Below are 13,410 nucleotides of genomic sequence, written 5' to 3' on the forward strand. Positions count from 1 at the left end.
GTTACACTCAGTTCTCATACTATCTGAATAGAAACGGTATTATGCTGACAATCCAACGCGTATTTTTTGAAAATTCCGGCAAAAATTCACCCTTTATTATATCCTATTTGATAAGATATTTATATAGGATATTAATCAAAAGGGGAGTAAGCGTGTGAGCCTATTAGAAGGGGTAAGAATATTGGATTTTTCAACGCTGCTTCCGGGACCTTATGCAACGATGATGCTCGCGGACCTTGGAGCGGATGTGCTTCGGATTGAATCTCATGTTAGAAAGGATGATACCAGGAGCTTTCCTCCCTTTGTCAATGGCGTTTCGGCGGCTCATGGTCAGTTAAACCGATCAAAAAAGTCAATGTCCCTTGATTTAAAAAAGCCTGAAGCAGTGGATATTGTCAAAGGTCTGGTACAAGATTACGATATTGTCCTTGAACAATTCAGGCCTGGCGTCATGGACCGGCTGGGTGTTGGCTATGACGCATTGAAAGCGGTGAATCCACGCATCATTTTTTGCTCTCTTACTGGATACGGGCAAACCGGCCCTTACCGTGACAGGGCAGGACATGATAACAACTACTTATCGATTTCCGGCATTATGGGGTATTCCGGAAGAAAGGAAACAGGGCCGACACCCATTGGAACGCAAGTTGCCGATATAGCTGGAGGATCTCTGCACTCCATTATCGGCATTTTATCTGCGATTATCCATAGGCAGAAAACGGGGGAAGGGCAGTGGCTGGATATCTCTATGACTGACAGTTGCTTTACGATGAATGCAATGCTAGGAGCTGGATTTGTTGCTACAGGGATGAATCAGCCTGAACGTGAAAGCATGATACTTAACGGTGGGAGTTTTTATGATTTCTACGAAACAAGTGATGGGCGATACTTTTCGGTCGGGAGCCTCGAACCCAAGTTCTTCGCATCCCTTTGCGAGGCTATTGGAAGGCCAGATTTAGTACAAACAGCGATGAAGCAAAGTGAAGAAGGAATCAGGTCACTTAAAACAGCATTAAAGCATATATTCCGTGAAAAAACCTTTGCCGAGTGGAAAGAAATTTTCTCCCAAAGAGAAGCTTGCGTCGAGCCGGTATTGGATTTTGCTGAAGCATGCGGTCACCCGCAAATTTCTGCGAGAGAGATGATTGTTGAGGTTCCAGATGGGAAGGGGAGTTTGCAGAAACAAATCGCTAACCCGATTAAATCAACTGCCTTTAACCCGGTATATTACCATACCGGTTCCAAATTAGGAGAGCATACTGAGAAAGTTTTACGGGAAATGGGCAAGAGTGATAAAGAAATATCCTTATTGAGGGAAAACGGAACGATTGCCTAGAAGGAAGCTGCCCTAAGGATCCCATCTAACAACGGGATCCTTCATTTTTTCCCTAAATGAAACAAGCTATATCTTCAATAGGCAAGGGAGTGGATTGCAATGCAGAAGCGGCCGCTTTTCCAAATGCAATTAATATAATCGGGACATACCTGTCAGAAATATCAAATTTCCCACAGAATGAAACTTACCATTGAAACAGTACCATACACTTAGATGTTGCAATCAGCATTAACTCCACGGTTACAAGGACTACATAAAAAGAAGCGATATTTTTCCAAGCCTCAACAGTAGCCCACGGATATAAATTCAAAGTGCTATTAATCACCCTTCTCATATTTTCCTCATCCAAAAATCCAGCTTCGAAATGTCATTCGTCAAGTGAAAAAATGCTTGTTTATGATAATATTCTGCTTATATCCCGAGTCAGCAAAATGTCTGTATTGCACTATTCGGTTACAACATTTAAAATATGCCATGATATAGAGGAGAAACCATATGAATGAAACTATTTTCACCATGATAATCCTCACTGCAATCGGTTTTCCAATCGCCGGTTTTGTGTTGTTACTGCTGTTAGATTTTTTCGAACGGGAATTCGATTACCTGCAATTGGAGAATAATCGGATCTTGCTTGAGAAGGAACTCCAAAAAATGGAGTACTTACAATTGAACCAACAAATTCAGCCCCATTTCCTATTTAATTCGCTAAATGCTATGCTATCACTTGGCCGACTTGGGAGAACGAGAGAAGTAGTCGAGGCCATGGAAGAATTTTCTCAGTTTTTACGTTATAAATACAAAGATAAAGAAGCGCTTGTTCCTTTTTATCTTGAGCTTGAATATACAAAACACTATATATCAATCCAAAAGCTGAGGTTTGGCCGTAATTTACAGGTAAGCTATGAAATTGATGAATACGCCGAGCAGACATATCTGCCTCCCTACATTCTTCAATCCTTTGTAGAGAATGCTTTTAAACATGGATTAGAAAGAAAAACCGGTGAAAAGCTGCTTCATATCGAATTGAAAAGGTATGGAAACTGGGTAAGGCTTTCAGTAAAGGATAACGGCCCCGATACACAGCCGGAGTACGAGGAAAAAAATGGTGTGGGTCTTGCCAATATACGAAAACGGCTAATGTTGATATACGATTTGAGGACTTCAGTCCAATTAAGACGTGTTTATCCGTTTACAGTAGTAATGGCAGAGTGGCCCTATAGTCCGGGAGGGGATGGAAATGAGAATATTACTCGTTGATGATGAGCCGCTCGAATTGGAACAATTGCGGTATTTAATAAAAGAAAAATATCCCTTGTGGGAAATTAAAGAAGCGGAAGATGGGGTTGTGGCGAAACGGCTCCTTGCAGATCATCATTTTGACCTAGCTTTAATCGACATACATTTGCCAGGAGAGAATGGATTGAATCTTTGCGCATACATAAAGGAAAATTATCAAACAGAATGCATGATGATTACCGCATACCAGGAATTTGCCTATGCCCGCCAGTCCATCAAGCTTCAGGTTATGGATTATTTAACCAAGCCTGTGATTGCTAGAGAGCTTTATCAAGCCCTGGAGCACTTTATATTGCATTTTGGCAGGACTGAGCTGTCACCGGAAATTCACAAAGTAATGGATTATATCCAACATCATTTTTCTAAAAAGTTAAACCTCCAGGAACTCGCTTCTTTTATTCATGTTAGCCCGTCTTATCTGAGCAGGAAATTCACGGAGGAAACAGGTAAGAATTTTCAGGAATTCGTTGTAGAGCTGCGCCTTAAAAAGGCAAAAGAAATGATTAAACAAAATCCATTTTTAAGTATGGGCATGATAGCTGAAAAAACCGGTTTTTCCAGCCAAAACCATTTCAGCACGGCTTTTAAGAAGTATGAAGGCGTTTCTCCGAGTGTTTACAAGGAGAAAGAAAAGAATGCTTGATTGGTATTATTTTTTATTCTTTGGAGCCGGTCTCCTGATTTATTGTCTTGAAATTGTAGTGTCCCATCGTTCGGTTGCTGATTATTTTTCACCCACTGTTCAATATGGGATCGGGAAAGGAACCGTTCTAATATGGGCAGTTTTTTTTTCCGGCGGGATATTTGAAATGGCGTTTTTTTCAAGTGTCGCCTTCGGACTAGGAATAAGTATTACTTATTGGATCGCTTTTTATATTCTTGCTTACCTTCTCCTTTCCAAATGTATACCATTGGCAATAAAACAAGCGGAATCTGAAAATATCAGGGGGTTACCAGATATATACTCCAGTAAATTTGCAGGAAAGGGCAGGAATCTTTCTTTCATTATTCTGCTGCTAGTAAATTTAGACGGGCTTATTATACAACCAACCATTGCTCTGTGGCTGTTTCGCACCCTTTTTGATACAAATGGCCTGCTGTTTATTTCGCTTTTGGTATCCTTTTGTGTAATAATTTCTGGTCTTGGAGGAATTGGAGGTATTTCCAGGGCTGTTAAGATTTTGATGATTGTCACCGGAGCAGCTCTTGTTTTTTTACCCATCTATTTATATGTCATTAAAGGGATTGAACATGTGTATCAGCTATACAGTAATTGGTCCTTTATACATGTTGTCGATTTACAAGACGGTTTCGTATTTACGATTATTTTAATTAATTTAGTGTGCTTGAAAATTTCTACCAGTCTGTTCATCTGGAGGGTGTTATTGTCGTTAAAAAGACCTCATTTTTCTTCAGCCATAAAGTTAGCAGTAGCCGGCAGTGCATCCTTTTCAATTTCATTGCTTGTTTACTTTGTATATATTTCAAGCCAATATTTCGATTCGGATTGGTTGCCAATACTCCGCTCTTTTACAGAAAATCAGGGTGATTTGTTACTATCAGTCGCCGTCTTTATCTGGTTCATTACAGCAGCACATTCGATTATTTTTTCAATATACTCAATAAATTCTCTTGCGGTAGCCGTTGTTGAACAATTTAGCCGTAAACTTGCGACCACCAAAAAAGTTTATCTATTTTCAATGATAGCAGGGGCAATGTCTGTTGCATTTGCCAATACGTTAATGGGGCACTCCTTGCAAATCATTTTTATATATTTACTTTTTTCTGCTTCTATGTCCATTCCTTCGATGGCACTCCTATTAAGAAAAGGAATTTTGCCTTCTTGGATCCCAATTGTGATGCTGTCTACACCAACAGGAACAGTTGCTTTTTATTGTTTTTATGATTCATTTGCCCTTTCTTTATATATTGGATTGATCTCGTCAATTTTCCTTGGGCTCGTCATTTATTATTTCGATTTTTCTGAAAAAGATAAAATGATATAAAAAGTGCACAAGATTTTATAAAATCCCTTTCGTTTTATTCTTTATAATCTAAAGAAAAATGGAAGGGTGTTTTTATTATGGCTAAGGTATTGGAGAAGAGTTCCTATATTTATGAAATGAGCGCTAAACATAAACCTGTCTTACATGCTTCAGCCGGCGACACGGTTGAAATCGAGACCTACGACTGTTTTTTGAATCAAATCCAATCAGAAGAAACTTCTTATCAAAGTATTGATTGGACACAAATAAATCCGGCTACCGGTCCAATTTACATAAACGGCGCTGAGGAGGGAGACATTCTTGTTGTGAAAATCAACAAGATTGAACTGGAAGATAGAGGTGTCATGGCAACAGGTCCTGACCTCGGTGTAATGGGTCATCGGATTGATAAGTTCTCTCTTAAGATGATACAGATTGAAGGTAATGATGCAGTGTTTAATGAACAAATCCGTTTGCCATTAAATCCAATGATCGGGGTTATCGGTGTGGCACCAAAGGAAGGGGCGGTATCATGTGGCACTCCCGGAGATCATGGAGGAAATATGGATACCAAACTCATAGGTGAAGGTGCAACTTTATACTTTCCTGTGTTTCACAGTGGAGCTCTTTTTTCTTTGGGTGATGTTCACGCAGCTATGGGTGACGGTGAAGTTTGTGTATCAGGTATTGAAATCCCCGCAAAAGTTACGGTTACTCTAGATGTCATAAAAGGCGGAAACCTAAATGTTCCTGTTGTGGAAACGAGTGATAGCATGGCGTTCTTAGTTTCTAAACAAACACTTGATGAATCAGCGGAAAAAGCTGTTGAGGAAATGGTTGATTACTTACTTGAGCGGACAGATCTTACCATCGAGGACGCAACTATGCTTCTAAGTGCCGCTGGCCAGGTGCAGGTCAGCCAGATTGTAGACCCATTAAAAACAGCCCGTTGCCTAGTATCAAAAGAATTGCTCAACAAACTGGGAATAACTAAAGTTTTTTAAGGAGAGATGAATGAGTGGAAGTTCATAAACAAAAATCAAATGGCGGACCTACTGCCAAGCCGGCTTTGAAGAGGTCTCTGACCTTTTGGGATTTGCTTATATACGGAATGGTCTTTATGGTACCGATTGCTCCATTTGGCATCTATGGAGTAGTTGCCCAAGGCTCGAATGGGATGGTTTCGCTTGCCTATCTCATTGGAATGGTTGGTATGATTTTTACCGCATTCAGCTATGCTAGAATGTCTGAGGCATTTCCTATTGCAGGCTCGGTATATTCATATGCTCAGCGGGGAATCAATGATTCTGTCGGTTTCATTGCCGGCTGGCTTATTTTATTAGATTATGTCTTCATCCCGGCATTGTTATACTTAGTGAGTGCTGCTGCACTTGGCGATATGCTACCAGGTGTGCCGAGTTATTTGTGGATTGTTATATTCATAGCCATTAATACTGTCATTAATATTCTAGGAATCGAGTTTACAGCCCGTGCGAATAAGATTATTGTCATTGCTGAATTGATTATACTTGGTATTTTCCTTGCGGTGGGCATAACTGCTATCATACATGGGGTTAATGGTGCGGAATTTACCATGGATCCAGTTTATAATGACAGAGAATTTAACATGAATGTTGTGATGGGGGCGGTATCCATTGCTGTACTTAGCTTCCTAGGTTTCGATGGAATATCTACTCTTGCAGAGGAAACGAAGGATGGAACAAAATCAATAGGAAAGGCATGTGTATATGCTTTATTAACAGTCGGTGCATTGTTCATCATCCAAACGTGGGTCGCTGCGTTAATCTGGCCAGACTATAAAGCTTTTGAGAATCCTGATGTTGCTTTTTACCAAATTGCTGAAATTGCCGGCGGACCTTGGTTAAAGACACTTACAATTGTCGCAACAGCCCTGTCCTGGGGAATTGCAAACGCACTTGTAGCACAGGCAGCGATTTCCCGTATTCTGTTCAGCATGGCGCGCGATCGAAAGCTTCCTGTCATCTTGGCCAAGATTCATCCAAAATTTAACACGCCGTACATCAGTACTCTTTTGATAGCAGTGATTTCCCTAGGAGTTACCGGATTCTTTGCTTCTCATCTAGATAAATTGGCATCCGTTGTTAATTTTGGGGCGTTGTCATCATTTTTATTTCTGCACATTTCCGTAGTGAGCTACTATATCGGGAAAAAAGGGAGCAAGGACTATTTCCGTCACTTACTTTTGCCCGCAATCGGTTTCGCTGTCATCGGTTATGTATGGTTAAACCTTGATGAACTATCAAAGCAGCTTGGTTTCACATGGCTTGGGATTGGAATTGTTTACCTGATAGTACTTAAATTAATGAAAAAAGATACTAGTCTAGAGCTTGATGCATAATCAGATTCTATTTATTCAAAAACCCGGTTTGTGTCCCAACCGGGTTTTTCTATGTTCTCTGTTATAAATTTCAAAAGCATAATAGATAATTAAGACATACTTCTGGATTACATTTATATAAATGGTAACGATATACTTGGCATGATTTGACTTTATTGAACATATCAGAATATAATTCTATTATAATAACCGTGTTCAGAATTTTCATACTATCAATATTAATCTGAACGCTAGTATTTATACATACAAGTATTGTAAAAGGGAGGTTGAAAATTTGATCGAATTCAAGGGGGTTAATAAGTATTACGGTGATTTTCATGTATTGAAAGATATTAATCTAACAATTAACAAGGGAGAAGTTGTTGTTGTGATAGGGCCTTCTGGTTCAGGCAAAAGTACAATGCTCCGTTGTATTAATCACCTTGAAACCATTTCCAACGGGGAATTAACCGTCAATAATATCTCAGTCGCTGATAAAAAAACGAATATCAATAAGCTTAGACGTAACATTGGTATGGTGTTTCAGCATTTTTACCTTTATCCTCATAAATCCGTGCTTCAAAATATTACTCTTGCCCCCATCAAGGTGCTGGGAAAATCAGAGAAAGAAGCAAAGGAAACAGCATTACAATATCTTAAGAAGGTCGGCATAGCCGAAAAGGCCGATGCCTATCCATCCCAACTATCGGGAGGACAACAGCAGCGAGTTGCCATTGCACGCGGACTTGCGATGAACCCCGAAGTTATGCTGTTTGATGAGCCTACATCTGCACTCGATCCCGAAATGATTGGAGAAGTGCTTGATGTTATGAAGGCCTTGGCGAAAGAAGGTATGACGATGGTAGTCGTAACCCATGAAATGGGATTTGCCAAGGAAGTAGCGGACCGAATTGTTTTCATGGATGAGGGCCGCATCCTCGAGGAGGCAACACCGGCTGAATTTTTCGCAACCCCTCGTGAAGAGCGGGCCAAGCTATTTCTCAGCCGTATTTTAAATCACTAATAAAAAGGGGAGGAAATGAAGTTGAAGAAAAAAAACTTGTTTAAACTGGTACTTGTTTCAATGATGGCTGTATTGATCCTAGCTGCATGCGGAAGTAATGAAAAACAAACGAGCGGAAGCGGCAGTGAAGAAAAAAGCACGAATGCCCTGGAGCAAATTAAAGAGCGTGACAAATTTGTCATCGGCGTCAAACACGATACGCGTCTTTTTGGGTTAAAAAATCCAAGCACGGGTGAAGTAGAGGGCTTTGATATTGATATTGCCAAGCAGCTTGCCAAGGAAATTCTAGGTGATGAAAACAAAGTAGAATTTAAAGAGGTTACATCAAAAACCAGGATTCCGCTCCTTAATAACGGAGATATTGATGCAATCGTGGCTACTATGACAATTACAGAGGAACGCAAAAAAGAAGTTGACTTTACCGATGTATATTTTGAAGCAGGCCAATCCCTTCTTGTAAAAAAGGGTAGCAGAATCAAGGGTATTGCAGATTTGAAAAAAGGCACAAAAGTCCTTGCTGTTAAAGGCTCAACTTCTGCTATCAATATTCGTGAAAAGGCACCTGAGGCACAAGTATTAGAATTTGAAAACTATGCAGAGGCTTTTACCGCTTTAAAATCCAAGCAGGGTGACGCATTAACTACTGATGACGCAATTCTTTACGGTATGGCTGACGAAGATCCGTCCTATGAATTGGTAGGCGGCACTTTCACGGAAGAACCGTATGGTATTGCTGTTAAAAAAGGAAATACAGAACTTGTTGATGCCCTTAACGATGCACTTAAGAAGCTAAGGGATTCAGGAAAGTACGATGAAATTCACGACAAGTGGATCAAGGAATAATATCTTCTTAATCAGGATGGGCGATCATTTTGCTCATCCTGATTAATTAGGAGGAGGAACGATGTGCTCGATTTTACAATCTTGACTGAAAACTTTGATATTTATCTTGAGGGCTATCAGACTACCATTATCGCAAGTCTTATCGCACTTATAGCAAGCTTTGTTCTTGGAACGCTAATCGCCGTCTTTAGAATCGCTCCTTTTAAGCCTCTAAACTGGCTTGGAACGGTTTATGTTGAATTCATTCGCAACATTCCTTTACTTGTTATCGTTTTTTTCTTTTTCTTTGGCCTTAGATTTAGCGGCCCTGTGGCTGGAGCATTGGGGTTAACGATTTATACGGCTGCTTTCATTGCCGAAGCAATCCGGGCTGGAATCCTTTCTGTCCCCAAAGGCCAAATGGAAGCGGCTCGTTCTTCGGGGCTAAACTACGGACAAACCATGCGGCTTATCATTCTTCCGCAGGCAATCAAAATCGTCATCCCGCCACTAGGAAACCAATTTATTAATCTTGTAAAAAACTCCTCAATATTGGGTGTTGTTGCAGGGTTGGATTTAATGTATCATGCTGACTTAATTTCATCCCGCACTTATGTAACATTTGATGTTTATATTTTTGTGGCACTATTTTATTTAAGCTTAACGATTCCATTAAGCCTTGGCGTTGGTTACATGGAAAAACGCCTAGCCAAAAACAATTGAGGGAGGTGTCGAGATGGATTTCGCTGGAGCGCTTTCACCAGACCATCTTAGTTTTTTGCTGGAGGGTTTCTGGGTCACTATAAAGGTTGCTTTCATTTCCATAATCTTAAGCTTCCTTATCGGCGGGATTGTAGGCATCCTACGCTATGCATCCATTCCGGTCGTATCACAGGTGCTGGCGGTATTGGTTGAAACAATTCGGAACCTGCCATTGTTATTGATCATCTTCTTTACATATTTCGCATTGCCCGAAGTAGGAATTAAACTCGATATTATTTATGCGGCTATCGCTGCCTTGACCATATTTGAATCAGCGATGCTTTCGGAAATTATCCGCAGCGGCTTAAAGTCGATCGAAAAAGGACAGATAGAGGCAGCCCGTTCATCAGGGCTTACCTATGTTCAAACTTTGTACCATATCATTCTACCGCAGGCATTAAAAAGAATGGTACCTCCAATTGTAAGCCAGTTCATTTCACTATTAAAGGACACATCGCTGGCTGTCATTATTGCCCTGCCGGATTTAATGCACAATGCACAAATCGTATATGCGCAAAAGGACGTGTACATCATTCCGATCATTGTCACCGTAGCGCTAATGTACTTTATAGTAAATTATGGCTTATCCTTAATAGCCCGTAGATTGGAAATTAAACAAGCATAGAAGGAGGCTGATCCGAGTCAGCCTCTTTTCATGCTTTCTTACTTGCGCAATTTTCTTCTTGATTCCCGGAATGTCTCAGCCATTGTGGCGGTCTCAGGGAAGGAACTCATGAGTGAATTACGGATTGATTGCCTAAGCATATCTCTTAGTGATTCTCTGAATCTATCCTTTTGCGAAACAGGATCAGAACCCTTGAGCAATCGTCCTTCGGATTTGCTAATTGAAATAGTATTTTCGACCACTGGATCAACTGTTAAATCAACCGCTCTGGTGACTGAATCAGTATTTTGTTTTTCATTTTGAACACGTGATTTTTTATTTTCTTGTTTTTTCTTCTTGTTAGTAACTGTCTTAGGGTTTAGTTCATCATTTACGATAACTGCAGTCTCTGGGATAGAATCCTCAATATTTAAATCTTCAACAGTTTCAAGAGCTTCTTCGTCAGACAAGGCTTCGGTCGACCAATTCATCGCAGCCTTCCAAACTTCCAGTATATCAGTTGCTACCCTTTCCCAATTATATTCTTTTATTGCAAGCTGCCTTCCTTTTTCTCCCATTTGCTTCATCAATGGCTTATTTGACAGGATTGTTGAGATCTTTTCAGTGAAGGCGGCAGGATCCTCAGCATTCTCAACTACTAGTCCGTTTTCACCTGGTTGGATGACTTCGGGATTTCCGCCCCTTGCTGTGGTTATAATCGGTAGCCCGGCAGCCATGGCTTCGTAATGCACACGTGCCAGTGGTTCTTGCCATATGGAAGTACAAACGAATATATCTGCGGCCGCAAACCAATTTTGGATTTGATCAGGTGACACAAACCCTGTTGCGACAACCGGAACTGGCAATTTTTTCGACAATGCCCGAACATAGGCAATGAAATCAGTTGTATCCTCCTGGCTGAACCACTTGCTTCCTACAATCACGAGGGCAAGGTCCTTGAATTTGTTTGAGAGTTCTGGCAAGGCCCTGACTAGTTTATCTACACCTTTATTAGGCGATAGCCTGCCTGCAAATAAAATCACAGTCTTATTTTCCAAACCATGATCTTTTCGAAGCTGGCTGCGAATGCTTTGCATTTTTGGGTGGCTTCCCGGCAAAAATCTGTTATGGTCTACCCCTGAATAGATGGTACGGATTTTGGAAGACGCCTGGGGATACAATTCCCGAATCACATTGCCAATATAATCACTGACCGTTACAATTCCGGCAATTTCATTCAGTGCCTCATTCGCTTCTTCAGGATCAATTTTCTCCCTTTTAAACATGTCATTATGCATGCTGAGGGTTATCTTTGAGTGGGGTGCTGCTTTCCTGATGGGCAGAACGAGCCGAGGGCGGTTAAAAATGTGGATAAGGTCAAATTCGTTGGATTCAACATATCTCACAACAGCCTCCCGGTATACTTCAAAGATTTGTCCTGGTACACGAACATAGTGGACACCACTTATGGTTTCCTTGTCAGGGAGGGAAGGATCAGTAATGCCTAACACCGTGATATCATAATGTTTGCTTAAATAGGGGAGGGCTCCTGAAATATAAGTTTGAATGGCCCCACCCAGTACCGCTGGAACTGGAAGCTTTTCTGTACAAATCATCAGTATTTTCATTGTTGTTCCACTCCCTTCCAATCATTCTCGATTTCCTTAAGAACAGGCCACTTTGTTTGGTCAGTATTTACAATGGTTTGAATAAGCTGAGTAGTTTGCTCATTTAGAAATAATTCAGGTTCGTACACCGCTTCTTTTATATTTTTGTAAAATTCATTTGGGAGGGAAAACTCGATCATTAGAACCTCATAGAGTTGCGGGGTAATTGGATTTTCTTCATGGTAAGCTTTAATCATTTCACGTACCCATGTTACGTCCCAGTGAAATAAATCCGCCATAGTACCGGATATTAATTTTCTTAAGTCACGGATTCCAAAGTCAAAGGCTACACCGTCTAGATCGATCACCCACATGCCGCCGGGGCCCATTTGACCGTTTGACCAGCCGTAATCCTGATGGACGAGGCCCCAGAATTGGTTACCCTGTTTGGCTAATTCAAAATAATTTGATTGATTGAGCCTCTCAATGCTTGTTCTTGCCTGTTCCTCAAATTGATCCACGACATCTAGTATTGTCTGACAGGCAGGCATTTCCCGATAGGCATTTCCGATCGTCCGGATCCAATCCATTTTAATTAGCGTCTTTTCGAAGCTTTTCGGCCATTTATGGATTCTTGAAGCAACTTCTGCTCCGGCAGGCGGAACATAGCCTTTACTTAATCGATGGAATTCGCCCAGTGCGCGGCAGAGGTGTTTTGCGCCTTCTAAATCTTTTGTGACTGGTTCTAAAGGTTCAATCCATTCGGCTACAAACCACAATTTCCCTCCAGCTTCCACGTAATTCATGCTATCTTTTGTTTGAACGATCGCCGGGACTCTTGCAGACTTAGTTTCTACCAAGTACTCCTGGGCCCCTAAGCTAAACAAGCTTCTTGTCGGCCTGCGGTGGAGGAGTTTTAAGCTTTTCGGCCCTTTATTTGTCTCGATCTTCCAAATGGCTCCTCCTTTATCAGGCTTTGTAGTCACAACCTGGATGCTGGAAACCGACAGGTCATAACTTTTAAGTACATCTTGTGCCATGGTTTCAATATAATCGGGCACATAAAACTCATGCGTTAGTTCGTCGACTTCCCAAGGTGTAATGATTGTGTTTTCCACCTTATCCCTCCTACGTACTAAAATAATGTCCAATCTTTACGGAGTACCGTAAAAAGGTCCATCATGTATCTTCCACGACCCAACTGAGCCACTTTTTAAATTTGGCTAATGTTTATTCACCGACAGGCTAGCATTCCTGTGTGTATTTTTGTACTTTTTACTAAATTATGCTACCTTGAAACAGTTGTATAGGACATTGTCGGATACAATAAAGATCCGTAAGGAAAAAATGAGGATGTTTACTTAAAATATTTTGTTGTAATCACCTAACAAGCCTATCATTGCATATTTATATAGTAAGGGTAGGGGGAATTAGAGATGAAAACCATTATCATGAAAAGTAATTATTCATTCATTATAGAGACACCGGATGAAAGGGTGGAAGATGGTTCTGTTGATTATTTTGAAGAGCTCTTCTGGAAGATTTCAGCGTTAGACTAAGAGGAATGGGAGTCATCCATTCCTTTAAGCCCTGCTATTAGATGACAAGCCAAAGT

The 13,410-nt window shown here is 40.8% G+C and carries 13 protein-coding genes; 11 read left to right on the plus strand and 2 right to left on the minus strand.

Annotated elements, in window-relative coordinates:
* Positions 1-154 precede the first annotated feature (154 nt).
* The 10 genes from CUU64_RS02585 (at position 155) to CUU64_RS02630 (ending at position 10,209) form a co-directional block, all read left to right on the plus strand.
* Positions 155-1,336: a CaiB/BaiF CoA transferase family protein gene (locus tag CUU64_RS02585; protein WP_101631716.1), complete on the plus strand. Its 1,182-nt coding sequence runs from the start codon at positions 155-157 to the stop codon at positions 1,334-1,336.
* Positions 1,337-1,831: 495 nt separating this feature from the next.
* On the plus strand, positions 1,832-2,593 hold the full coding sequence (locus tag CUU64_RS02590; RefSeq protein ID WP_101631717.1) for a sensor histidine kinase: 762 nt from the start codon (positions 1,832-1,834) through the stop codon (positions 2,591-2,593).
* Positions 2,574-3,275 carry a response regulator transcription factor gene (locus tag CUU64_RS02595; protein WP_101631718.1) on the plus strand — a complete coding sequence of 234 codons (702 nt, stop codon included), beginning with the start codon at positions 2,574-2,576 and terminating at the stop codon, positions 3,273-3,275. The genes CUU64_RS02590 and CUU64_RS02595 overlap by 20 nt, the downstream gene beginning before the upstream one ends.
* Positions 3,268-4,638, plus strand: a complete 1,371-nt coding sequence (locus CUU64_RS02600) for a hypothetical protein (protein ID WP_101631719.1) — start codon at positions 3,268-3,270, stop codon at positions 4,636-4,638. The genes CUU64_RS02595 and CUU64_RS02600 overlap by 8 nt, the downstream gene beginning before the upstream one ends.
* A 77-nt stretch (positions 4,639-4,715) precedes the next feature.
* A complete protein-coding gene (locus CUU64_RS02605) occupies positions 4,716-5,621 on the plus strand; it encodes an acetamidase/formamidase family protein (protein ID WP_101631720.1) in 906 nt (301 codons plus the stop codon).
* Between the two features lie 14 nt (positions 5,622-5,635).
* Positions 5,636-6,997: an APC family permease gene (locus tag CUU64_RS02610; protein ID WP_257985382.1), complete on the plus strand. Its 1,362-nt coding sequence runs from the start codon at positions 5,636-5,638 to the stop codon at positions 6,995-6,997.
* Between the two features lie 274 nt (positions 6,998-7,271).
* Complete coding sequence (locus tag CUU64_RS02615; protein ID WP_101631721.1) at positions 7,272-8,000, plus strand: amino acid ABC transporter ATP-binding protein; 729 nt, start codon at positions 7,272-7,274, stop codon at positions 7,998-8,000.
* 15 nt (positions 8,001-8,015) lie between these two features.
* Complete coding sequence (locus CUU64_RS02620; protein WP_101631722.1) at positions 8,016-8,843, plus strand: transporter substrate-binding domain-containing protein; 828 nt, start codon at positions 8,016-8,018, stop codon at positions 8,841-8,843.
* Between the two features lie 63 nt (positions 8,844-8,906).
* On the plus strand, positions 8,907-9,545 hold the full coding sequence (locus CUU64_RS02625) for an amino acid ABC transporter permease (protein ID WP_101631723.1): 639 nt from the start codon (positions 8,907-8,909) through the stop codon (positions 9,543-9,545).
* 13 nt (positions 9,546-9,558) lie between these two features.
* The gene (locus CUU64_RS02630) at positions 9,559-10,209 is read left to right on the plus strand and encodes an amino acid ABC transporter permease (protein WP_101631724.1); all 651 of its coding nucleotides are present in this window, start codon (positions 9,559-9,561) and stop codon (positions 10,207-10,209) included.
* A gap of 38 nt (positions 10,210-10,247) precedes the next feature.
* On the opposite strand, the gene CUU64_RS02635 is transcribed toward CUU64_RS02630, so the two are convergent.
* Together CUU64_RS02635 and CUU64_RS02640 are read right to left on the minus strand one after the other, a co-directional pair.
* The gene (locus tag CUU64_RS02635) at positions 10,248-11,816 is read right to left on the minus strand and encodes a glycosyltransferase family 4 protein (RefSeq protein WP_101631725.1); all 1,569 of its coding nucleotides are present in this window, start codon (positions 11,814-11,816) and stop codon (positions 10,248-10,250) included.
* Complete coding sequence (locus CUU64_RS02640) at positions 11,813-12,913, minus strand: CotS family spore coat protein (RefSeq protein WP_101631726.1); 1,101 nt, start codon at positions 12,911-12,913, stop codon at positions 11,813-11,815. The genes CUU64_RS02635 and CUU64_RS02640 overlap by 4 nt, the downstream gene beginning before the upstream one ends.
* 318 nt (positions 12,914-13,231) lie before the next feature.
* Here CUU64_RS02640 and CUU64_RS22445 point away from each other — a divergent pair, with 318 nt between their 5' ends.
* Complete coding sequence (locus tag CUU64_RS22445) at positions 13,232-13,354, plus strand: hypothetical protein (RefSeq protein ID WP_257985383.1); 123 nt, start codon at positions 13,232-13,234, stop codon at positions 13,352-13,354.
* Positions 13,355-13,410 lie beyond the last annotated feature (56 nt).

The organism is Bacillus sp. V5-8f (genome assembly GCF_002863565.1).
Taxonomy (GTDB): domain Bacteria; phylum Bacillota; class Bacilli; order Bacillales; family DSM-1321; genus Peribacillus.